The organism is Streptomyces sp. SYSU D01066-1 (assembly GCF_054956795.1).
The window spans coordinates 19605-41613 of record NZ_JBUDHV010000026.1; the positions used below are offsets into that span (position 1 = coordinate 19605).

General features: G+C 73.4%; 21 protein-coding genes and 2 pseudogenes. 10 read left to right on the forward strand and 13 right to left on the reverse strand.

The window, feature by feature from the left end; all coding sequences use genetic code 11:
• Nucleotides 1-192: 192 nt before the first annotated feature.
• A complete protein-coding gene (locus ACY1JF_RS22060) occupies nucleotides 193-2094 on the reverse strand; it encodes a sigma-54-dependent Fis family transcriptional regulator (protein WP_462706922.1) in 1902 nt (633 codons plus the stop codon).
• Nucleotides 2095-2313: 219 nt separating this feature from the next.
• On the opposite strand from ACY1JF_RS22060, the gene ACY1JF_RS22065 reads away from it, so the two are divergent.
• The 5 genes from ACY1JF_RS22065 to ACY1JF_RS22085 all read left to right on the forward strand — a co-directional run bounded on the left by ACY1JF_RS22065 (nucleotide 2314) and on the right by ACY1JF_RS22085 (nucleotide 6373).
• Entirely contained in the window at nucleotides 2314-3111 is a 798-nt protein-coding gene (locus ACY1JF_RS22065; protein ID WP_462706923.1) for an acetoin reductase, read from the forward strand.
• 43 nt (nucleotides 3112-3154) lie between these two features.
• The gene (locus tag ACY1JF_RS22070; RefSeq protein WP_462706924.1) at nucleotides 3155-4162 is read left to right on the forward strand and encodes an amidohydrolase family protein; all 1008 of its coding nucleotides are present in this window, start codon (nucleotides 3155-3157) and stop codon (nucleotides 4160-4162) included.
• A gap of 1 nt (nucleotide 4163) precedes the next feature.
• Nucleotides 4164-4931: a metal-sulfur cluster assembly factor gene (locus ACY1JF_RS22075; RefSeq protein WP_462706925.1), complete on the forward strand. Its 768-nt coding sequence runs from the start codon at nucleotides 4164-4166 to the stop codon at nucleotides 4929-4931.
• The gene (locus tag ACY1JF_RS22080) at nucleotides 4928-5953 is read left to right on the forward strand and encodes an NAD(P)-dependent alcohol dehydrogenase (protein ID WP_462706926.1); all 1026 of its coding nucleotides are present in this window, start codon (nucleotides 4928-4930) and stop codon (nucleotides 5951-5953) included. Before ACY1JF_RS22075 ends, ACY1JF_RS22080 begins: the two co-directional genes overlap by 4 nt.
• Before the next feature lie 90 nt (nucleotides 5954-6043).
• Nucleotides 6044-6373 carry a putative quinol monooxygenase gene (locus ACY1JF_RS22085; RefSeq protein ID WP_462706927.1) on the forward strand — a complete coding sequence of 110 codons (330 nt, stop codon included), beginning with the start codon at nucleotides 6044-6046 and terminating at the stop codon, nucleotides 6371-6373.
• 73 nt (nucleotides 6374-6446) lie between these two features.
• On the opposite strand, the gene ACY1JF_RS22090 is transcribed toward ACY1JF_RS22085, so the two are convergent.
• Nucleotides 6447-6674 carry a hypothetical protein gene (locus tag ACY1JF_RS22090; RefSeq protein WP_462706928.1) on the reverse strand — a complete coding sequence of 76 codons (228 nt, stop codon included), beginning with the start codon at nucleotides 6672-6674 and terminating at the stop codon, nucleotides 6447-6449.
• The gene (locus tag ACY1JF_RS22095; RefSeq protein ID WP_462706929.1) at nucleotides 6671-6892 is read right to left on the reverse strand and encodes a hypothetical protein; all 222 of its coding nucleotides are present in this window, start codon (nucleotides 6890-6892) and stop codon (nucleotides 6671-6673) included. Before ACY1JF_RS22095 ends, ACY1JF_RS22090 begins: the two co-directional genes overlap by 4 nt.
• Nucleotides 6893-7091: 199 nt before the next feature.
• Between ACY1JF_RS22095 and ACY1JF_RS22100 the strand changes: the two are divergent.
• From ACY1JF_RS22100 to ACY1JF_RS22120, 5 genes and pseudogenes are all read left to right on the forward strand, one after another.
• Nucleotides 7092-7933 (forward strand): annotated as a pseudogene (locus ACY1JF_RS22100) (helix-turn-helix domain-containing protein).
• Nucleotides 7915-8124: a DUF397 domain-containing protein gene (locus ACY1JF_RS22105; RefSeq protein WP_462706930.1), complete on the forward strand. Its 210-nt coding sequence runs from the start codon at nucleotides 7915-7917 to the stop codon at nucleotides 8122-8124. Before ACY1JF_RS22100 ends, ACY1JF_RS22105 begins: the two are co-directional and overlap by 19 nt.
• Before the next feature lie 28 nt (nucleotides 8125-8152).
• Nucleotides 8153-8677: a hypothetical protein gene (locus ACY1JF_RS22110; RefSeq protein ID WP_462706931.1), complete on the forward strand. Its 525-nt coding sequence runs from the start codon at nucleotides 8153-8155 to the stop codon at nucleotides 8675-8677.
• A 692-nt stretch (nucleotides 8678-9369) separates the two neighbouring features.
• Nucleotides 9370-10362, forward strand: a complete 993-nt coding sequence (locus ACY1JF_RS22115) for a DUF6891 domain-containing protein (RefSeq protein ID WP_462706932.1) — start codon at nucleotides 9370-9372, stop codon at nucleotides 10360-10362.
• A 233-nt stretch (nucleotides 10363-10595) separates the two neighbouring features.
• A pseudogene (locus tag ACY1JF_RS22120) lies at nucleotides 10596-10889 on the forward strand (Cmx/CmrA family chloramphenicol efflux MFS transporter); the annotation flags it as partial.
• 20 nt (nucleotides 10890-10909) lie between these two features.
• On the opposite strand, the gene ACY1JF_RS22125 reads toward ACY1JF_RS22120, so the two are convergent.
• The 10 genes from ACY1JF_RS22125 to ACY1JF_RS22170 form a co-directional block, all read right to left on the reverse strand.
• Nucleotides 10910-11107 carry a hypothetical protein gene (locus tag ACY1JF_RS22125; protein ID WP_462706933.1) on the reverse strand — a complete coding sequence of 66 codons (198 nt, stop codon included), beginning with the start codon at nucleotides 11105-11107 and terminating at the stop codon, nucleotides 10910-10912.
• Nucleotides 11108-11307: 200 nt separating this feature from the next.
• Nucleotides 11308-12165 carry a PIG-L deacetylase family protein gene (locus tag ACY1JF_RS22130; protein WP_462706934.1) on the reverse strand — a complete coding sequence of 286 codons (858 nt, stop codon included), beginning with the start codon at nucleotides 12163-12165 and terminating at the stop codon, nucleotides 11308-11310.
• Complete coding sequence (locus ACY1JF_RS22135) at nucleotides 12162-13394, reverse strand: glycosyltransferase family 4 protein (protein ID WP_462706935.1); 1233 nt, start codon at nucleotides 13392-13394, stop codon at nucleotides 12162-12164. The genes ACY1JF_RS22130 and ACY1JF_RS22135 overlap by 4 nt, the downstream gene beginning before the upstream one ends.
• Nucleotides 13395-13450: 56 nt before the next feature.
• The gene (locus ACY1JF_RS22140) at nucleotides 13451-14359 is read right to left on the reverse strand and encodes a sugar phosphate isomerase/epimerase family protein (protein ID WP_462706936.1); all 909 of its coding nucleotides are present in this window, start codon (nucleotides 14357-14359) and stop codon (nucleotides 13451-13453) included.
• A complete protein-coding gene (locus ACY1JF_RS22145; protein ID WP_462706937.1) occupies nucleotides 14356-15843 on the reverse strand; it encodes a YcaO-like family protein in 1488 nt (495 codons plus the stop codon). The genes ACY1JF_RS22140 and ACY1JF_RS22145 overlap by 4 nt, the downstream gene beginning before the upstream one ends.
• Complete coding sequence (locus ACY1JF_RS22150) at nucleotides 15840-16667, reverse strand: MBL fold metallo-hydrolase (protein ID WP_462706938.1); 828 nt, start codon at nucleotides 16665-16667, stop codon at nucleotides 15840-15842. Before ACY1JF_RS22150 ends, ACY1JF_RS22145 begins: the two co-directional genes overlap by 4 nt.
• A complete protein-coding gene (locus tag ACY1JF_RS22155) occupies nucleotides 16664-17791 on the reverse strand; it encodes a Gfo/Idh/MocA family protein (RefSeq protein WP_462706939.1) in 1128 nt (375 codons plus the stop codon). The genes ACY1JF_RS22150 and ACY1JF_RS22155 overlap by 4 nt, the downstream gene beginning before the upstream one ends.
• Nucleotides 17788-19011: a class I SAM-dependent methyltransferase gene (locus tag ACY1JF_RS22160; protein WP_462706940.1), complete on the reverse strand. Its 1224-nt coding sequence runs from the start codon at nucleotides 19009-19011 to the stop codon at nucleotides 17788-17790. The genes ACY1JF_RS22155 and ACY1JF_RS22160 overlap by 4 nt, the downstream gene beginning before the upstream one ends.
• Nucleotides 19008-19958, reverse strand: coding sequence for a hypothetical protein (locus ACY1JF_RS22165; RefSeq protein WP_462706941.1), 951 nt, complete (start codon nucleotides 19956-19958; stop codon nucleotides 19008-19010). Before ACY1JF_RS22165 ends, ACY1JF_RS22160 begins: the two co-directional genes overlap by 4 nt.
• Entirely contained in the window at nucleotides 19955-21199 is a 1245-nt protein-coding gene (locus ACY1JF_RS22170; RefSeq protein ID WP_462706942.1) for an inositol-3-phosphate synthase, read from the reverse strand. Before ACY1JF_RS22170 ends, ACY1JF_RS22165 begins: the two co-directional genes overlap by 4 nt.
• Between the last annotated feature and the right edge of the window lie 810 nt (nucleotides 21200-22009).

The following is a 22009-nucleotide window of genomic DNA, read 5'->3' on the forward strand; positions in this document are numbered from 1 at the left end:
GGACGACCTGGCCGGGGCGATCCGCCACGGACGGTGCTGCGGCGAGCCGGGACGCCGACTCGGCCTTCCCCGGCGCCGCCTTCCGGCACCAGGACTCGGAATCCCGGTGGTCGGCGGTCGGGCGTGTGGTGACGCTGGGTCCGGTTGTGTGGTCGGCGGTCGGGCGTGTGGTGACGCGGGGGCCCGGCCGTCTCAGTGGCGTGCGCGGGTCGGCACCGTGATGCCGTACGCCCGCATCTTGCGGTAGATCGTCGTGCGGGAGATGCCGAGGCGCTGGGCGGCCAGCAGTTTGTTGCCGTCGGCCTCCAGCAGGGCCTGCACCAGGGTGTCGCGTTCGGAGGCCTCCCAGACGCTCAGGGAGCGGCCGGCCGTGCTGTGCAGGGACGGGGGCAGGTCGCGCGGTTCGATGCGGTACGTGCGGCGGCCCGCGGCGGCCCTGCTCAGGACGTGGTTCAGCTGGCGGACGTTGCCGGGCCAGTCGTGCCGGCGCAGCAGGGGCAGGACCTCCGGCGCGCACTCCAGGTCCGGGCCGACGCGGCGCAGCAGGCAGTCGACCAGGGCGGGCAGGTCCGCGAGGCGGTGCCGCAGGGCGGGTACCGCCGCCGCTTCGGTGAAACAGCGCCTCAGGGGCTCGGGCACGCCCGCCGCGTGGTGGTGCGTGCCCATGATCCCCACGATCCAGGTGCCCTGTGCCGCGGCGGCGTCCAGGGCCCGGGCGACGGCCGGTGCCTGCTCGGCGGGTACGGCGTCGATGTTCCGCAGGACGAGGGCGCGGCCCGGCCCGGTGGGCGCGGTGCGCAGGGCGGCGGACGGGCCGGCGTCGGGTCCGGACCCGGTGCCGGCCGCGTTCGCGGCGTCGGCGCCCCCGAAGGCCGCGGCGTCCACGACGACGGGTGCCGAAGCCGCCCCGGTGAGCGCGTGCGCGGCACGGACCAGTGCGGTCTTCCCGGTGCCGGGCTCACCGTGGACCAGCAGCGGCGTCCGTTCGCGGGCGCACTGCGAGGCCGTACGGGAGACGGTGTTCCAGGCCGGGTCCGTCCCGGCCAGGCCCGGCAGCGGCCACGGCAGGGACGCGTTCCGCTCGCCACGGGAGCGGGAGCCGGTGCCGGTGCGGGAGCCGGTGCGGGAGCCGGTGTCGGTGCGGGAGCCGGTGCCGGTGCGGGCCCCGTCGGCGCCGGGGTGCTCCGGGAAGGCCAGCTCCAGCAGGTACCCGGCCGCGCCCGCGGAGCTGTCGACCTGGCGGCAGCGCATCAGCACGGTCTGCCCGCCGGTCAGCCGCACCTCCGTGCGGACGCGCGGCGCGTGTCCCGACTCGGCGGCGGCCTCGTGCAGCAGCCGGTGGTCGTCGCCGGTGAGCCGGGCCGAGGCGGCGGAGTTGGCGAGCACCAGGTCCTGGCCGAGGCAGAGCACCGGCCGGTCGCCGTAGTGGGTCACCTGCTGGAACGCCTCCAGCAGGGCACGCTGGTGGGAGCTGGTGGACTCGTACATCACACGCTCGATGTCGCCGACGGCTTCCTGCACCAGGGCCGCCATGAGGGTGCGCGTCGGGCCGTTCCAGCAGGTCAGGTTCATGGCGCCCTCGACCCGTCCGGTGACCGAGTTGCGGATCGGGGCGGCGGCGCAGGAGACGCCCTGCAGACGTTCGTTGAAGTGCTCGGTGCCCAGCACCACGTTGGGCCGGCGTTCCTCCAGCGCGACCCCGATGCCGTTGGTGCCGACGAACTGCTCGGCATAGTTGAAACCGGGTGCCAGGTGGACGCGGTCCAGGTGCGCCGACAGCCGTTTCTCGCCGACCCGGCGGTCGCGTACCCAGCCCTTGCGGTCCGTCACGATGACGCAGGCGTCCGATCCGGCCAGCGCCCGCTCCAGCCGGTCCAGGACCGGCGTGGCGGCGCGCACCAGGCGGCTCTCCCGGTCGTAGTCCGGCTGGTAGGGGACGACCACCTCGTCCGGGCGGATCCCCAGGTACTTGGAGCGCTGCCAGGAGTTGCGGATGCTCTCGGGCACGATCGGCGCGGGCGGGTCCTGGTTCTCCAGGAACTTCAGGCGTGCTCGCGCGATGGTCCGGTCCCGCGCTGTGCTGTCGCTGAGCATGGCGCCTCCGATGAGCGTGTTTCCGCCATATTACGAACGCGTTTGCACCTGTCAACGGGTGATTCGCCATGACTTTCCGGCACGTTCGCCGTGCCCTGACCACGGGTGGGCCGGGGTGTGTTCCACATTGAAAAACTCGACGCCGCTTCCCGCCCCCACGCTGATGGACAGCGCCGCACGAAGGTGCGGCCGCTCAACGTCGAGCACAGGAGCAGCACGATGACTTCTTCCTCCAGCAACGCAGCCCGTACCGCCATCGTCACCGGTGCCGCCCGCGGCATCGGCCGCGGCATCGCGGAGCGACTGGCCGCGGACGGGCTGGACGTGGCCGTCGCCGATCTCCCGGTCATGGGCGAGGAGTTGGCCGAGGTGGCGGCCGGCATCGAGAAGACGGGCCGCCGGGCCCTCGCCGTGCACGCCGACGTGACCAGCAAGGAGCAGACCGACGCGCTCGTCGCCGAGGTGGCGGACCGCTTCGGCAGGGTCGACGTCTACGTGGCCAACGCCGGCATCGCCCGGGTCACCCCGCTGCTGGACACCGACCTCGACGAGTTCGAGCAGATCATGGCCGTGAACCTGCGCGGCGTCTTCCTCTCCTACCAGGCCGCCGCCCGGCAGATGATCGCCCAGGGCGGCGGCGGAAAGATCATCGGTGCCGCCTCGATCGTCGCGTACCGCCCGTTCGCGCTGCTCGGCGCCTACTCGGCGTCCAAGTGGGGCGTACGCGGACTGACCCAGGCCGCCGCCATGGAGTGGGCGCGCTACGGCATCACCGTCAACGCGTACTGCCCTGGGATCGTCGGCACCGACATGTGGGACCTGATCGACGAGCGGCTGGCCGAGGAGGCCGGCATCCAGAAGGGCCAGGCCATCAAGAAGCACGCGGAGGCGATCGCGCTCGGCCGGGTCGAGGAACCCGCGGACGTCGCGTCCTTCGTCTCGTACCTGGCCTCGCCGGACTCGGACTACATGACCGGCCAGTCCGTCATGATCGACGGCGGCATCCAGTTCTCCTGACGCGCTCTGACGTCATTCCACTCATCGCGAACTGAGGAGAGAGATGTATTCCAAGGACGGCGAGAACTACTTCATCGTGGACGCGCACATCGCCCTGTGGGACGCGCGCCCCGAGAACCAGCGCAACATCCACGGCAAGCAGTTCATCGACTGCTTCTACGACTACCACCGCAACCTCGGCCCCGAGTCCGAGCACTGGCCGTACGAGGAGTTCCTCTACCAGGGCGGGGAACGCCTGATGAAGGACCTCTTCACCGACGGGTACGTGGACCACGCCGTCTTCCAGCCGGCCCGCCTCGGCGCCTTCTACCGCAACGGCTTCGGGCAGACCGAGGAGGCGTTCGCGCTCGCGAGCAAGCACCCGGACAAGCTGACGTACAACCACTCGTGGGACCCGCGCTACGAGCAGAAGGGGCTCGACCAACTGCGGCGGGACGCCGAGCGGTTCCAGCTCAAGGGCGTGAAGCTGTACACGGCCGAGTGGAAGGGCGACTCGCGCGGCTACAAGCTCGACGACCCCTGGTCGCGCCGCTACCTGGAGGCGGCGATCGAACTGGGCATCAAGAACATCCACATCCACAAGGGCCCGACCATCCGCCCGCTGGACCGCGACGCCTTCGACGTCGCCGACGTCGACTCGGTGGCGAGCGACTACACGGAGCTGAACTTCGTCGTCGAGCACTGCGGGCTGCCCCGCCTGGAGGACTTCTGCTGGATCGCCACGCAGGAGCCCAACGTGCACGCCGGCCTCGCGGTGGCCATCCCCTTCATCCACACCCGCCCGCGCTACTTCGCGCAGATCATCGGCGAGCTGCTGTACTGGCTGGACGAGGACCGCATCCAGTTCTCCAGCGACTACGCGCTGTGGACGCCGCGCTGGCTGATCGAGCGCTTCGTGGACTTCCAGATCCCCGAGGACATGCAGGACGAGTACCCGCCGCTCACGGTGGCCCAGAAGAAGAAGATCCTCGGGCTGAACGCGGCCGCCATGTACGGCATCGAGGTCCCGGCCGGGCTGGGCGTCGGCCTCGCCGAACCGGCGGTGGCCTGAGATGCCCGCCCGTACCGCCGCCGCGCGGGAGGAGTCCGTCCGCGCGGCGCTGGACACGGTCTACGACCCGGAGCTGGACGAGCCGATCACCGACCTCGGCTTCGTACGCTCCGTGACGACGGCCCCCGGCGGCAGGCTCACCGTCCACCTCAGGCTCCCCACCTCCTTCTGCTCGCCCAACTTCGCGTACCTGATGGCCTCCGACGCCAAGGACGCGCTGACGGCGCTGCCGTGGACCCGGGAGGTCGTGGTGCTGCTCGACGACCACCACGACTCGGACCTCATCAACCGGGGGCTGGCCGCGGACGCCGGTTACCGGGGCACCTTCGGGGCGGAGGCGGAGAAGGACCTCGAAGCGCTCCGGCTGACGTTCCGCCGCAAGGCGCACGCCGCGGCGATGGAGCGGGTGCTGACTCTGATGCTCCGCGCCGACCCGGACCTCACCGAGGAGGACCTCTACGACGTGGTCGTGGGCGACCTCCCCGACGTACCGGCGTCCGGCGCACTGCTGCGGCGACGCGAGGCCCTGGGCCTCGGCACGGCACCGACCGACCCGGTCCTGGTGGACGAGGAGGGCCGGCGCCACCCGCCGGGCGAGATCCCGCTCCGCCTGCGCTTCGCCCGCTCGGTCCGGGTGTCGATCGACGGCAACGCGCACTTCTGCCGGGGCCTGCTGCGCACCCGGTACCCGCAGTCCGCGGCCGACCAGACCCCGCGCGCGGAGGAACTCTTCCACCTCACCGCACCGCCGAAGGAGAACGTCTCGTGAAGGCAGTACAGGTCGTCGGCTACGGCAAGGACCTCGAAATGGCCGAGGTCCCGGCCCCCGAGGTCACCGGCCCGTACGACGTGATCGTCAAGATCGGCGGGGCCGGGGTGTGCCGCACCGACATCCACATCCTGGAGGGGCAGTGGGCCGAGAAGTCCGGGGTGACGCTGCCCTACACGATCGGGCACGAGAACGCCGGCTGGGTCCACGCGGTCGGCAGTGCCGTCACCAACGTCCGTGAGGGCGACAAGGTCATCGTCCACCCGCTGATCACCTGCGGGCTGTGCCGGGCGTGCCGGGCCGGTGACGACGTGCACTGCGAGAACAACCTCTTCCCCGGCATCGACACGGCCGGCGGCTACGCCGAGTACCTGAAGACCTCCGCGCGCAGTGTCGTACGGATCGACGACTCCCTCGAACCGGCCGACGTCGCAGCGCTCGCCGACGCGGGCCTGACGGCGTACCACGCCGCGGCCAAGGCGGCCCGGAAACTGCGGCCCGGCGACCGCTGCGTCGTGATCGGCGCGGGCGGCCTCGGACACATCGGCGTCCAGGTGCTCAAGGCCCTCACGGCCGCCGAGATCGTCGTCGTCGACCGCAACGCCGACGCGGTGTCCCTGGCCGTCTCCATCGGCGCCGACCACGGGGTCGTCGCCGACGGCGGACAGGTGGACCGGGTGCGCGAACTGACCGGCGGGAAGGGGGCGGAGGCGGTCATCGACTTCGTCGGCGAGGGCGGCGCCACCAAGGACGGCGTCGGCATGCTGCGCCAGGCCGGCGACTACCACGTGGTCGGCTACGGCGAGAACATCGACGTCCCCACCATCGACATCATCTCCGCCGAGATCAACTTCATCGGCAACCTCGTCGGCTCCTACAACGACCTGTGCGAGCTGATGGTCCTCGCGGCGCAGGGCCGGGTGCGCCTGCACACGGTCAAGTACCCCCTGGACCGCTTCCAGGACGCCCTGGACGACCTCGGCAAGGGCCGGGTCCGGGGCCGGGCGATCCTCACTCCGTGACGTCCGCATGACGCCGATGACGCCGATGACGTCCACGACACCCGTGACGTCAGTGACATCCATGACGTCCACGACGAAGAAAGTGACCCCTTGATCTTCATCACCGCGAAGTTCCGTGTCCTGCCCGAGCACGCCGACCGATGGCCCGAGGTGGTGGACGACTTCACCCGGGCCACCCGCGCCGAACCGGGCTGCCTGTGGTTCGACTGGTCCCGCAGCGTCGCGGACCCGACGGAGTACGTCCTGGTGGAGGCCTTCCGGGACGACGAGGCCGGCGCGGCCCACGTCAACTCGGCCCACTTCAAGGCGGCGCAGCGGACCCTGCCGCCGCACCTGGCCGCGACGCCCAGGATCGTCAACGCGAAGGTGGCGCAGGACGACTGGTCGCCGCTGGGGGAGATGGCGGTCCGCGAGGACTGACACGGTGGGACGGAGTCACGGAGGGGGCCGAAGCCGGGCGCACGGGCTTCGGCCCCCTCCGCGTACACATCGCTCACTTGGTGTGGTCGCGGCTGCGGGTGTTGGTCTCGGCGAGCCGGGCGCTCAGCAGTTCGTCCCGGGTCAGGCGTCGGAGGTGGCGCGGGTCGGCGTCCCATTCGGGGCCGCCGGCGAGGGGGCGGACCTGGAGGTACGGGCCTTCGTGGCCCATGACGTGGCCGACGCGGTCGCGGGCGGTGTCGTGGACGGGGTCTCCGGGGCCGAGCGGTTCCTCCCCGGTCATGCGTCGACCCCCTTGAGGATCACGTCCGCGAGCAGGTGCGCGACGGGGGCGGAGCAGACCCCGAGGTGGACGAGCGCGTAGCGGGCCCGCCCCGCGCGGTCGTCGGCCCAGGGAGTGCGGATCTCCATCGCGGGGAGCTGGAGGCCGGCGCGGCTGAGGGCGGAGGCGAGGGCGTCTTTCGCGTCGAGGGCTTCCCGGATTTTCGCGGACGCGCTCATCGGTGTCCCTGTCTGTCCGGTCGTACTGAATCCGTCACCCGGCCGCACCGGGCGAATTACGCCGCGTAGTCCGGGTGTCACGAGAATGCGCCCGGACGCGGGCGGTGACGGCGTGGGCCGGGGGCTGGTTCGCCGTGGCCCAGGACTCGTTCCACGCCTCCCACATCGTTCGTGTGCCGTCTCGGAAGGAGCCAGCCACATGTCGAAGCGTCGCGCCGTCACCGGCCGCAGTCAGGAACCGCGTCAGCGTTTCGCGGAGGAGCTGAGGGCCCTGCGGGCCAAGAGCGGGCTGAGTCTGCGGCAGCTCGGGGAGCGGCTGGGCTGGGACTGGTCCCTCTTCGGCAAGATGGAGAAGGGGGAGACACTGGGCAGCCCGGAGGTGGTGCAGGCCCTCGACACGTTCTACGGGACTCCGGGGTTGCTGCTGGCGCTGTGGGAGCTGGCCGCCGGGGACCACACGCAGTTCCGTGAGCGGTACCGGCGGTACATGGCGCTGGAGGCGAAGGCGGTGAGCCTGTGGCACTTCGCGGTGAGCGTGCTGCCGGGGTTGTTGCAGACGCCGGGGTACGCGCGGGAGGTGCTGTCGGCGGGTGGGCTCAAGGGGAAGGAGCTCGAGCAGCAGGTCGAGACGAGGACGGGCCGACGGGAGTTGTTGGAGGGGGAGGACGCGCCGCCGTTCCGGACGATCCTGTCGGAGGCGGTGCTGAGGACGCCGTTGAGGGAGACGGGGGAGTGGCGGGGACAGTTGGAGCATGTCGTCGACGTGGCGGAGCGGGACACCGTCACGGTTCAAGTGCTGCCGCAGAGTGCGGGTGTGCACGGCCTGGTCGGTACGGACGTGTGGTTCCTGCGCCTCACGGACGGACGTCCTGTCGCGTACACCGAGAATGCGCACTGGGGGAACTGGTCGAGGAAAGCACGAAGGTCGAGCGCTTGCTACGTGCCTACGATGTCGTACGCGACATGGCCCTGCCCCCTGGCGAGTCACGAGAGTTCATCCTGCGCATCTTGGAGGAAATGCCGTGCGACGTTCCGACCTGACCCACGTGACCTGGCGCAAGAGCAGTTACAGCAATCCGGACGGTGGCGCGTGCGTGGAGGTCTCCGGCGACCTCGCCCCCCTCATACCGGTACGCGACAGCAAGGCCCCGCGCGGACCGGTGCTCGTGTTCCCGACTCCCGCCTGGGCTTCCTTCGTGGGGGCTGTGAAGCACGGTCGGCTGAGCGGCTGACACCCGAAGTCCGACGGCCCGCGCGGGGGTGCCGTACCGCGAACGGGTCGGCGGCACCACCGTGGACCGGCTGCTGACCGGCCGCGAGCCGCAGCGCCCCTCCTGCGCGGCCCGCACGAGCGCGGCGGTCGTCCCCGGTCCGGGGCGCGAAAGACCGGAGGAACCGGTCGAGCGACTCACCACGGCAGACGAGGTGCTCGACCTCCTCGGCCTGTCACCCGGACTGCCGGAGTCGCCGGCCGCCCGGACGGACCTCCCGGAGAAAGTACTCGACCGCCACGGCCGATGGACGCGGGCCGCCACAGCCGGGGCGCGGTCCTCCGAACGGTACGTGCCAAGGCTCAGCCAGGTGATCGACGGCGGACGGCTCGGCGAACCGATCGAGATCGACGACCCGGTCGAAAACGCCCCGGTGGACCGCATCCGCCGCGTCGTCCTCACGGGCGGCCTGCGGATTCCAACTCCTTGGCCGGACACACCGGCCGGCGGGACGCCACCTCGGGACCGTCCCCTGGTCGCTGCGGCGCCATGTACCCACCGCCGCAGGACGTGAGCAGATGGGCAGTGAATGCCAGGAGGTAGCTCAAATGAGCGAAGGAAGGACGACAGGGCGGGAAGTGTTCACGTTTTTCCTGACGGGTGTTGTGTCCGGGAGGTGGCTGCTGAGCTGCCTCGAAGCCGTCGGAAGCCCTGCGGGTCGGCCGACGAGCACCGAGTACTTCGTGACCGACCGGGGGCGCGGTGGCCAGAGCGGTTCCGGCTCGCGGTGCGGGGGGCGCAGGGGGAACGCGTTCCGGTACGAGGTCCCGCACGGGTCTTTGCGGACGCGCCGGCCCACGAGACGCTCCGCCGAAGCGAGCCGTCCCCGGTCCGTGGCCTCCAGCGCCTTGATCGACCGCACCACCCGGCAGGACACCACCAGACCCTGACCCAGGGTTGTCCGGTACCGGGACGGACCGAGCTGTCACAGCAGCAGTCGCACCGCGGGCCGGTCGTGTTCCCGGTCGTGGTGTAGCCGATCACGGTCCGTCGCTTCCGCTTCGGAGCCGTCCGGTACGTGCCGTAGCCGGCCGTCGTGCGTTAACCGCTGGTCCCGGCCCAGCGAGCCTCAACGGGGCCTCCGGCGAGGGCGATTTGGGCCGCGACCTGGGGATTCCGTCAGTTTGATCGGCTACACCACTCGGCGGGACGCCATCCGCGGGCCCTGGGAGGTCCGCAGTCGGAGGGGCGTGTCAGAGTCCACGCATGCTTGAGATCGTGGTGGAGACGGAGAACCGGGAGCGGCACGTCCGCGTGTCCGCCGGGGAACTGGCGGGGCTGGTCCGGCGGATCGGTGGTGACGATGACCGGTTCTTGGTGATCCAGCGGATACCCGACCTGCCCGACGTCTTCGCCCAGGTGTGGCACGAGACCGGTGGCGACTACACGCTGGAGTACCGCGACGGCGCTGCTGACCGGCAGTTCCAGGCGATGGTCGACGGGCCCGAGGGCGTGGTCACGGCGATCGTCGGCTGGGCACGCCAGGAGGCCGGATGGGACGGTGGTCCGCAGTGGTCGCTGCTGGACATGGGCCCCGCCCGCGAAGTACCGCCACTCGACCTCGGCGAAGACGAACGCGAGGAGTTGGAGAAGCGCATGCGCGAGGTGCTGGTGGGCGGCTACACCTCCCGCGCCGAACTGGCCGAATTCGCCGAGGAGTACCTGGCCACCCATGACCGTCGGCCCGTCTCGCGCGAGCAGGCGCAGACACTGGCCGACCGGCTGTGGCTGGAACGGGTCGCGGAACAGGCCACGTGGCACGGCGAAACGGACCCTGAGCGGCTGACCCGCGCCTTCGCCGCCCTGCGGGACGCAGGTGTCACAGCCCGCGAGCACTTCACCTGCTGCCGCGGTTGTGGCCAGTCCGAGATCGGTGGCGAAGGGGAGCCCGGCGCCCGCGGCTTCGTCTGCTTCCACACCCAGTGCACGGACTCCGCGGCGGCCGGCCGCGGACTGACGCTCCTCTACGGCGGCTTCGACGGCTCGCCCGGGACCACTGCGGCCATCGGCCACGAGGTCGTGGCCGCCCTCGAAGCAGTCGGCCTGCACGCCGAATGGGACCACGACCCCGGCCGGGCCATCACCGTCACACCCTTGGACTGGCGCCGCCGCCTGGTCCAGGTGCCGCGGGACATGACGTCGGCGGCACCCGTCAACGCCGGTGGAACCAGGGTGTCTCGGCGGACTTCGGTCGGGTGACGTGCGGGCCATGTCGAGTCCTGAGCCAGACAGGGCGGGGGCTTTCGGTCACGCCGCCAGCCCCCTGAGCCACTGAGCTCGCAGTCCTGTCGTCGCGCCACGTTCCGCGGTCGGACGACGTGCGCCCCCGGGTGCTGACCGCGGTGACGGGATGACCTGCTCGTGCCCCTCCTCACCTCGGAACCCACTCGACGCCTTTCCCGCTGTACCTGCTTGCCCTGGCAATCTTCGCCATGGGCACCTCGGAATTCATGCTTGCCGGCCTCCTGCCGGACATCGCCCCAGGGCTCGACGTCACCGTCGGGACAGCGGGCACGCTCACCTCGGCATACGCGATCGAAATGATCGTCGGTGCCCCGCTCATGGCAGCACTTGCCCGCCACTGACCCGGACGGCCGAGCCCGCTCGTGTTCGTCCTCGTGTTCCTGGCAGCCCGCACGGCGGGCGCTGCCACCTCCGGCTTCCCGGCCCTGTTCGCGACCCGGGTGATCGCGGCACTCGCGAACGCCGGGTTCCTCGCCGTCGCTCCGAGAGGGCGTTGCCCCCGTCAGGACCGACGGGGGCAACCGGCGGTGTCAGCGGCCTCCTCGGCGTAGGTCTTCTGGCCGTCCTGCGAGGCCAGGCACTCGATGGACTTCTTGCCCGCGGCAGCGTTCTTGCTCGCGGTGTTCAGGCCGTAGGCGGCGGAGACGGCGCCCGGGATGCGGGTGGTGTCCGCGTCGTCCGACGCCGGCGGGGCGAACATGCCCGGCTCCGCGTCGCCGGCCTCCTTCTGCGCCTGCGGGATGCTGGTGGTGACCTGGACGACGCCGACGGCCTTGCCGGAGCCGACGTCGGCGAGGGACGCCTCGTGGGCCGCCCGGGCGGAGGGCCCGCGGCAGGAAACGCAGGAAGGGGAGAAGGCCGCGCAGGAGGGAGTGATCCCCGCCCGGCCGAACCGCCCGCTCAGCGGGTTCCCGGCTCGCCGCGGGCATGTCCGCCCTGGCGGGTGTGCCCCGGACCGGCGGTTTTCTCCAGTAACCGGCGGGCCGTGCGTCCGGCTCTCAGCGACTCGCCGTGGGTGTACGGCGTCCCGCCGCGGAGGGCCTCGGAACGGGCCACGGAGGACAGGACCTCGGCGGTTTCCCGGGGACCGCCGAACTGGAAGCCCAACTGGGTCGTGTAACACTGTGCCGCGGCGATCTTGTCGGCCAGAACAGCGTCGATGCCGACCGTCACCTCATCCACCCCCTTGAGCGTGCCAAACCGGGCCCCGGTGTCGGACACGGCCGCGCGGGCGACGTAGGGCACGTCGCGCCACCAGCCGGTGCGCGCGGGCGGTGCGACGGCGGCCGTCGCGCGGGCGGTGAGCAGGTGGTCGACGTGGCCGCCGATCGCCTGGGGGGCGAGGACGAGGTCCGCCGGCGCCAGGTGGGGGCGGAGCAACCGCTGCAGCTCCGTCTCGGCCACGTCGTCGGGACGGGGAGGTGTGAAAAGCTCCGGCGCACTGCCGTATCCCCGGTGCGGTGCCTCGGGCAGCGGGAGGTGGACCGGGACGAGCGTGCCCAGTCTCCGCTGGGCGGCCCTGTCCTCGGTACGGCGCAGGGCCATGTAGTCCACCTCGGCGGGCAGTCCCTTGTCGAGTTGGGTGGACAGCGCGAAGGGGCAGGGGTCGTCGACCGACGCGGTGAAGCAGGTGACGACCCGTACCCGCCAGCCCGTTCGGGACAGCAGCGCCAGGAGGCCTCCGGCGGAGAAGACCGCGTCGTCCAGGTGCGGGCTGACGGCGACGGCGGTGCCGGCGGCGGACACGTGCGCGGTCACAGCAGGTGGGGCTCGCGGCGGAACCGGCAGGACAGGTCCACGGGGGGTTCCGCGGATCCGTCGGCCGGGGGCTTCGCGGGCGTCGTCCTCCCCGGGCCGGCGGCGCACACCTCCTCGTACACGGCGCAGATCCGCGCGGCGGCCACCGGCCACGACCACTGGGTCAGCACCTGCCGCAGCGCCGTACGGGCGAGGCGGTGGCGCAGCGGCGCGTCGTCGAGCATCCGGTCGACGGCCTTGGCCAGGGCGCCGGGATCACGCGGGGGCGCCAGGAGCCCGTTGACACCGTCGCGTACGCAGTCCACCACGCCGACCACCTCGGTGGCCACCACCGGAAGTCCGCTCGCCATCGCTTCCAGGATGGTGTTGGAGAACCCTTCGCCCCAGGTGGGGCTGACGAAGACGTCGCCCCTGCGGTAGACGGCGGGGGCGTCGTGGTAGCCGGTGGGACCGAGCACCTCCACGGTGTCGGCCAGATCGTGCCGCCGTGCCCGGCGGATCAGCCGGTCCAGGTCGGGGCCCGTACCGGAGACCAGCAGCCGCAACCGCCTTCCCCCGGCACGCAGAAGCCCTACCGCCTCCAGCAGGTCGAGGACGCCTTTGCGGACGTCGATCCGGCCGTGGTAGAGCAGCACCGGCGGATCACCGAGGGATCCGGGTCGTCGTCGGGGCACGGGGTGGAAGAGGCCGGTGTCGGTGGCTCCGGGAATCACGGTGAAGCGTTCGGCCGGCACCTGGTGGCGGGCGGCGACCTCGGCTCCGAAGGAGGAGGAGCCGATCAGCAGGGCCGGTGCGTCCCGCAGCACTCGGCGGATCGCCGTGCGGTGGGTGCCGCAGCACGTGCCGACCCAGTGACCGTCGCCGCCCTGGACGGAGACCACGGCCGGGACCTCGAGCCGGTCGGAGGCCTCCAGTACGGCCAGGCCCGGAGGGTAGCCGTACTGGGCGTGCAGCACGTCCAGTGGTTCCCGGGCGTGCACGTCGGCGATCGCGTCGCGCAGCGCGGCGATGTCGGCCTCGAAGTCCGCGGGCAGTCCGTCGCCCACGGCCTGTTCGCCCAAGGACTCCAGCGCCACCAGACGCACGCCGTCGGGGACCCGTTCGGGCGGGGGAGGGCCGCCGCCGTAGACGGCGCGGCCCTGGCGGTCGCCTCGGTACTGGGACACCAGGGTGACCTCGTGACCCGCCGTGACAAGGGCCCGCAGCAGGTTCTCCGCGTAGGTGCTCATGCCCGACACGGCAGGCCAGTAGCGCCGTGAGACGAAACAGATCCTCATCGCACTCCTCAGGGGGCGCTGACGCCGTACGGGACGTGGCTCTCCGGGGCCCTGCCGGCTGCGGCGCGCTCGGCGTCGCGCAGCGCCTCCAGCGCGGAGCGCACCAAGGTGTCGGCGCGGTGCGCGTCCCGGGACAGCTCCAGGCTCACGAGTCCGCCGTACCGCACGGCGCGCAGCGCGCCCAGGACGGCGGGCAGGTCCATGTCGCCCTCGCCCGGGGCGCGGTGCTCGTGCCGGCCGTACGGCATGTCCTCCACGGCGACCGCGCCGAGGTCCCCGGCGTGCCGCGCCACCGCCTGATGCGGCGACAGGTCACCGGCGACCAGGCAGTGTCCGGTGTCCAGGGCCAGGCGCAGGCCGGGGACGAGGGCGGCCAGATGGGACCAGCCGGCGCAGTCCTCGACGAGCATGCCCGGCTCGGGTTCGAAGGCCGCCGTCACGCCCCGTTCGGCCGCGTACGCCGTGACGGCGCGTACCCCTTCCGTCAGATGGCCCCAGGCCGTCCCGTCCAGGGAGGTGTCCGTGCCCGCCGCGGGGACGCCCGCCCAGAACGAGACCGCCTCACTGCCCAGGTCGGCGGCGATGTCCACGCACAGGCGCAGGAACGCCAGGCGGCGGGCCCGGCCGGCCGGATCGGGGGTGATCAGGGTCGGCTCGTGCTTGTGCCGGGGGTCCAGCAGGAAGCGCGCCCCGGTCTCCACGGTGCTGCCCAGGCCCAGCCGGTCCAGGCGGCGGGCCAGCGCCGCCGTGCGGGAGGCCAGGTCCGGGGCGAAGGGGTCGTGGTGGCCCACGTCCACGGTGAGCGCGACCCCGTCGTAGCCGGTGTCGGCGAGCAGGGCCAGCGCGTCGTGCAGCCGGTGCGAGGTCATGCCGTTGGTGTTGTAGGCGTAGCGCAGCCCGCCGGCGCGGGGGGTCATCGGGTCGCTCCCGCGGCGGTGCGGGCCAGCGCGTGGCGGTCGGGCTCGCGGTAGAGCGGGTACAGCGCCCCCACCGTCTGCCGCGCGGCGTCGACGTCGAACCAGGCCGGGCCGCCCAGCCGTTCGCGGGCTTCGGGCGTCAGGTGCACCGGTCTCGCCCCGGGGCGGGGGAGCGGCCCCACCCCGGCCAGCGGGTGCCCGCGTTCCGTCAGCCTGCGCACGCCGCGTTCACCGATCCTGGCGTAGGACATCGTCTCCACCTCCATGCCGGGGACGAGCACCTTGACCGCGTACGCCCCGGGCCCGCCCGTCTCGATCACCAGGACGTCGAAGTCCTCCAGCCGTCGCAGCAGGTCCTCCAGGAGGGCGGCGGGGTCGTCCAGCGAGCCGGGGGGCACGGTCGGCAGGCAGGAGAAGGGCACGCCGGAACGCCGGGACAGCACGGTGGGCTCCAGCAGTTCCCGCAGCCGCGGGGCGTCCAGGGCGGCCCACGCCCTCATCGCCGACAGCGCCCTGGGTTCCTGCGCGGCCAGGGGCGAGGACAGTTCACGTTCGAGGTACCCCGGCGGGGCGACGCGGGCGGCCGTCTCCAGCGGGCCGTGGAAGAAGACCTTGCGCGCGCGGGAGGAGACGTACTCCGTGAGCGCCTTGCGCAACGCCGCCTCGCGGTCCGGGTGGGCGGCCTCGCCGCACGCGGTGAGCGCCAGCGCCGCCGCGTCCCCCCGCGTCCCCGGGCCGGTGTCCGTGCCGACGACGTGGATGTCGGCCAGGCCGAACTGGGTGGAGGCGAGCTTGGGCAGCACCTCGACGCCGGTTTCCCGCAGCCGGTCCAGGACGCGGCGGGTGACCGGGTCGCCCACCTCGTCCAGGTCGATGACCACGCCCTCGTCCATCGCCCGGTGCGCGGTGGCGTTGCCGTCGCGCTGGAGGATCTCCAGCAACGCGTGGGACAGGGCCCGCTCCAGGGTGTCCCCGGCCCCCAGCCCGTTGGTGACCGGTGTGGTCAGCAGGCCGTCGGGAGGGAGGCGGCCGGGCAGGTCCGAACCGCAGGAAGCGGCGAACTCGACGGGCACCAGCACCTCCTCACCCGTGCGGTGCCGGCGCGCGGGCACCCATCGCAGAGGGCGCTCGGGGGTGTAGTCGGCGCCGGCCGGCAGCACGAGACCGACCGGGTCGGCCACCCGGTCCCGGCCGCGCTCGCGCACCAGTTCCGCGTACGAGGCACGACGGCATCCGGTGCGGGCCAGGTGCCGTGCCAGCAGCACCTCCTCGGTGAGTTCGCCATAGGCCCCGGTACGGGCCTGGGCGAGGTCCGCCCCGTACCCGCAGGCGCTCTTGCGGACGCCGGCCGCGTCGAGGTGGTCCGCCGACACGACCGGCAGCCCGGTGCGGTCGACGGCGCTGATGTCGAAGTCCTGCTGTTCGCCGGGGGCGAGCGCCGCGCGGTAGGCCCTGACCACCGGGTGCTCCTCGGCGGCGCTCACCGGCCGGTTCCCAGCGGGAGGGGGGCCGTGCCGGGCCGGCCGGCCAGCTGGTGGTCGAACAGGCGCAGGACGTCCGCGGTGGTGACCGGGGCGGCGAACTCGAAGGGGGTGGCCACCGCCTCGAAGTCCAGCGCGCCGATCACCGACCGGTAGCGGCGCACCTCGTCGTGGGAGAGCGGTATCCGGGCGTGGTAGGCCTTGTGGCAGGACAGGGCACGTGGCACGGTGCCGTCCAGGTCGACCTTGAGGGCGTCGCCGCAGAACAGGATCTTGCGGCGTTCGTCGTGCAGCACGCAGTGACCGGGGAAGTGCCCGCCGGTGCGGTGCACGGTCAGACCGGGGGCCAGCTCGAGGCGCTCGTCCACCGGCCACGTGACCTGGAACGCCTTCGTCCACACCAGGTCCTGTACGCCGACGGCCACCACCGGTGGGGCGAAGCGGCGCTGGAGCTGCCACAGCGCGCCGTAACCGTGGACGTGACTGGCGCCCAGCCGGGCGACACCGCCGAGCCGTTCGATCTCGGCCAGCGCCTCGGGAGGGTAGTAGGGGGCGGCTTCCCAGGCGACGTTGCCGCCCTCGGCCTCGATCAGCCAGCCCGTCGAGGCCAGGCCGAAGGAGGGCAGGGTGCGGAAGCCGGTGACGCCCGGCACGGGCCGGCACCAGTCCGCGGTCAGAAGGGCCTCGAGCGTCTTCTCGCCGGGAATGTCCCAGCCCTCCTCGGGCAGCGCGTTGCGCACGTCGCAGCAGACCGGGCAGGCGGGCGGGGTGGCGAACCACCGCTGCCAGTGGCCGCAGTGGGCGCAGGCGTACATCGTCAGGGTCATCGTCGGCCTTCCTCGACGGTGGACGGGACCGGTGGCGGCGGTGCCGGGCGGGCGGGGGACAGGGCCCCCAGCAGCAGTCGGTGCAGGGCCAGGTCCCGGTGCAGCGGCCACGGCCATGCGCGCCCCGCCGGGCGGCCGGCGCTCACCGCGGCCGCGGAGAACTCCCGGACCTGGACGGCGAAGGGGGACGTACCGGTGTCGAACGGCACGGGCACGCGGCGCGTGGTGCGCGCGTCGGTGAGCCACAGCCTGCCCCCGGCGTCCTGGCCGAGGGTGTCGACGGCGGTCAGCTGCCCGAGGGTGCCGACGACCTCCAGCCGGCGGCGGGGCAGCGTGTCCGGGGTGTTGTAGGCGACGTGCAGGCAGACCAGCACCCCGCCGCCGGTCCGGCCGGCCAGGACGGCACCGTCGTCGACCGGGTAGGGGTGCACCCGGTGCTGCACCAGCGCCGTCAGCTCCGTCACGTCGTCCCCGCCGAGCAGGACGCCCACCAGGTCCAGTCCGTGCGGCGCCAGGTCCAGGACGGCCCCGCCGCCCGCCCGCGCCGGATCGGCACGCCAGTTGTCGTGCGGGCGGCCGTCCGGTGACCAGGCGGGCGGCAGCCAGCAGCAGTAGGTGATGCGCACCGCGGTGATCGTGCCCAGCGCCCCGGAGGCCGTCACCTCCCGCGCGGCCCGGTGGGCCGGGTGGAAACGCTGGTCGTAGGCGGTCGCCGCCGGTACCCCGGCCCGGTGGCAGGCGGCGACCAGCCGCTCGGCGTCGGCGAGGCCGGCGGCCAGCGGTTTCTCGCACAGCACCGCGGCCCCCGCCGCGGCGGCCGCCGTGACCGCGGGACGGTGGACGTGGTTGGGCGTCGCGACGTACACCGCGTCGGGCCGGTGGACGGCCAGCAGGGCGGGCAGGTCGGTGGCGGTCCGGACGCCGGGCACCCGGGCGGCCAGCCGGGCGGCGGCCGCGGGGTCGGCGTCGGTCACGGCGACCAGACGGGGCACCGCGCCGCCGGCCCGGCTGGCGGCCGCCGCCAGCAGCCCGGGCAGGAAGTGGTCCCGGGCCACCCATCCGCATCCCGCGACCGCCCATCGGCACACGGTGGCGGGGGCGGCCCGCCCGTCCGAGGCGTTCACCAGCGCTCCGGGAGGTCCAGGAGCACCCGGCGGCGGACCAGACCGGTCACCTCCGGTGTCAGCCGTCCGGCCCGGGCTTCGGCGAGGAGGGCGGGGGAGAGGTCGATCCGGTCGGGCAGGTAGGCACGGGCGGCGGCCCCGTACTCGTCCCGCCAGCGGTCTCCCGGCCAGTGCAGCAGGCCGTCGCGGTAGAGCGGGTTGGGGCGCAGGGGCCGTCCGGGGACGGGCCGGTCCGGGGACCGGGGGCCGTACCCGGGCGGCGGAGGCGGGGCACTGACCAGGGCCATGGCCTCGCAGCCCGCCAGTTGCCCCGCCGTGCGCGGCCGGGGAGGGGCCCCCGCGAGCAGGGCGCGGGTCAGGTCGGCGTCGTCGTAGCAGACGGCTCCGGGCAGCAGCGCACGCCATCCGGCGGGATCCAGCGGCAGACCGCTGACCGGTCCGGGGACCAGGGAGTTGTGGCAGTGGCCCAGGACGACACCGCCGCCGTCGGCGTACGCCAGTGCGCGGCGCACCACTTCCTCCTTGCGCGCCAGGAAGTACAGCGCGTCGTGGCAGACCACGTGGGCGGGACGGCCCGGGGGGAGCAGGGGCCAGGGCGCTGTGACATCGGCGCACACCAGCCGCGCCCGGGGGACGACGAAGCGCCGGGCCAGCCACAGCTTGGCGAAGACCACGTCGATCCCGGTCAGGTCCCGGTGCCCGCGCAGCCGCAGTTCCCGCAGCAGGTGCCCGGCGCCGCACGCCAGTTCCAGCACCGGCAGGCCGCCGGGGGAGTGCCGGGCGGTCAGGGCGAGCACGGCCAGCCAGGTCGGATCGCTCCACCGGTGCAGGAAGTACGTCCCGACCCTGCCCATGCCCAGCAGCGCCACCGCCTCGCGCAGGGTGGCCGCGCCCAGCGCGGCACGCAACGCGCCGGGGGAGGGGACCGGACCCTCCCACCAGTCGTCGGAGTCGGTGAGCAGGACGAGCGCGGCACCGTCCGCATCGCCCTCCTCCATCCGGCGCACCGCCCGCTCGCGCACCGTCTCACGGCCGGTGCGCAGCCAGGGGATACCCGCCACGACGGGCCAGCGCCGTTCGCCGTCGAAGAGCAGTCCGGGCCCGCAGGGCCGCAGCGCGGCCCCGTTGCCGGGGCTGACCAGACGGATGGCGGACCGGGCGGTGTCCTCGGCCGCGGCCGTCGCGCTTCCGGCCGTCGCGCGGCCCGCCCCGCCGCTCACGCGATCTCCGCCGCGTCCAGGACGGCCCGGTGGAAGCCGGACACCGCGCAGGGGTGTACCAGGTCCAGGTCCTCCAAGGCCTGCTCGGCGGTGAAGGCGACCGCCCGCGCGTGGTGGCGGACCTGCAGCACGCGGTCGAGGACGTCGGCGGCGTGGAAGGCCCGCGCGGCCGGGGAGTCGGCCCCCTCACGCAGAGCGAGCAACGCCTCCACGCGCGCCGCGAGGGCCGCGGGCAGGCCGGCGAGCGCCTGGCGCGTCGACCGTGCGAGGACAGCGGGCAGGTGCTCGCCCAGCAGTTCCTCCCCGGCGAACCCCGCGTCGGGCAGGACGACGTTGTGCAGGTGGTGGGCCAGACCGAGCAGGAAGACATCGCCCGGAGCCGCGTCGAACGCCCCGGCCAGCAGCGCTCCGTAGACCGCCACCGCCCAGCAGTGGTCGCCGTGGCTCTCGGGCGGCTCGACCATCAGCCGCGGCCTCCCCGGGCGGGTGGCGCCCGCCCGGGGCTGGGCGCACAGCACCACCGCGAACCCGGGGGCCGGGTTCTCGCACGGCTCCTCCACCAGCTCCGGCAGCACCTCGCGCAGCAGACCGGACGTCACCGGGTCCAGCCGGTCCGCGTGCTGGGCGACCGAGCGCTCCAGCACGGCCACCGCCTCGTCGGCGGCCAGCCCGCACCGCCGCAGCACCGGGCCGTCGATTCCCCCCAGACGCGCCCCGGCCACGGCTGCCGCGCACGCGCGCACGGCGATCCTGCCGGGGTCCCCGCCGCCCACCAGCCCGGCCCACGACCGGCAGAAAGCGCGTTCGCCCGTCGAGAGGCCGCCGCTGCCGGCCGTCCGGACCCGCTTGAGGTCGCCGATCTCGCGCAGCAGCGGGACGGCCTTCCGCAGCAACTCGCGCGGTACCTGCCCGTCCCGCCCCGCGGGACGGGCAGCGGCCTGTGTCACGACCGCCCGCCCGTTCGGCCCCCGCCGTCCAGCCAGTCCAGCAGCGCCTGCTCCTGCCGGTGCAGGGCGTGCTCCGGGACGCTCCCGTCGGCGGTCATCGGAGCCTTGAAGAAGAACCCGAACTGCTCCTGCACCCCGCGCTCCCCACGGCGCCGCGCCTCGGCCAGCAGCCGGATCAGTTCCAGTACCAGCGGAGCGGCCAGCACGGAGTCCCGGCACAGGAAGTCGATCTTCATCTGCATCCGGCGGCCGAGGAAGCCCACGAGGTCGACGTTGTCCCAGGCCTCCTTCTCGTCGCCGCGCGGCCGGTAGAACTCGATGCGCACCCGGTGGTCCTCCACCGGGTAGCCGAGCAGCGCGTCCAGCACCGACTCCTTGGTGGCCGTCTTGCTGGCCAGCGAGTCGGGATCCTCGAGCGCCCGGCCGTCGCGGTTGCCCAGCAGGTTGGTGGAGTACCAGCCCTCCACGCGCAGCGCCCGCGAGCGCAGGGCGGGGGCGAGCACCGTCTTGAGCATGGTCTGTCCGGTCTTGCCGTCCTTGCCGGCGATCGGTACCCCTTGCCGCTCGGCCAGACGTGTCAGCGCCGGAACGTCGGCCCCGCAGCTGGGGGTGAAGTTGAGGTATGCCATGCCCTCACGCAGGGCCGCGTAGGCGTAGAGCATGGCAGGGGTGATCGCCTCGTGGCCCGTGTCCAGTGCTTCCTCGAACGCCTCGGGTGAGGCGAGAGCGGGCGACGCCGGGTCGGGCAGGCGCTCGGTCGAGGCGAGGTTGACCACGACCACCTCGTCCAAGCCCTGTTCGTCCCGGAAGCGCCGCAGGTCCTCCCGGATGCGCCCCGCGCGCTCGCGCGGGCTGCCGAGCGCCACGACGTGGGCGCCGGTCACCGCGCGGCAGTAGGCGGGGTCCGCAACCGCCGGCCACGGCCGTATCCGCTGGAGCCGGGGAGCGGCGGCCTCGATCTGGGCCGGTTCCAGAACGCGGTGCAGGTGGGCGGCCTTGGCCAGGTCGTCGGCCGATACGTCCCAGCCGCCGAACACCAGTTCCTCGTAGGGCACCAGGTCCGTGCGTGAAGCCAGCGGGAGCCCGTCCTGACCGCACATGCCGAGCCGGAGCAGTTCCACTCCCGCCACGGCAGTGGTCGCGACTGCCCCGCCCAGCCCCACGACGGCGGCACCCAGGCGGCCCGTCGGCGCGTCCGGGATCCTGCCCCCGGCGGATCGTCCGTCGGTCGGTCCATGCATCGCTCTCTCCGTTCGCCTCGCCCACGGGACGTGACCGGGCGCCGTCCGGGAGGCGACGGGCACGGCCGATGGTCCTGCGCGGTCCGCGGAAGCCATTCCTCGTGCGGCGGTCGGGTCCGCCGCAACGACACCGCCCAGCCTCGGCGTGACCGCGAACCGGCGCATCCGGGGAAAAACCGAGGTTTCGGCTTTTCGTCCCGTTTCCGTGGCGATGACGTGTGGGAACCCGCCCGGCGGGTGCGTTCCACCGGACGGCCGGCCGCCCGAGCGGGGGGCCAAACGGGTGAAATCCGCCTCCTCTCCACGCCGCCCCGGCCGCGCGGAGGGCGTCGCGACGGGCGATCGGGCGGGCGGTGAGGTTGATGCACAGCGCTTCGGGACGGTGCCGGGGGCAGGCGGGCGAAGAGAGGGCGAGCCGGGAACCGGTGACCGGGCCCCGGCGCCGGGAAGCGGCCACGCCCCGGCTCCCAGCGGGGACTGCCCGGCCACGGCCTGCGGGTACGGCGGAACGGTGTGCTCGACGCCGTCGAGGGCGGTCACCCCGAGCGGCGGGGCGAGCGGCACGCTGAGGAAGGCGCGGTCCCAGAGGAGCCGCGGGTCCGGCAGGAGAGCGGCCGGCCGTCGTACGGAGGCGCCGGTGCTGACCGTACCGGCCGCGGCGGGCCGTCAGCGAAGGGCGCCGTCGGCGGGGCCCTTGATCCCGTACACCACGGGCGGGATGTCCGGCAGGAACAGCGCGACGCTCGCCGGGTCCGGCCTCCCGGGACCGGATCACGGTGCTCGGGCAGCGGCACCCGGGCGGTGTCGAGC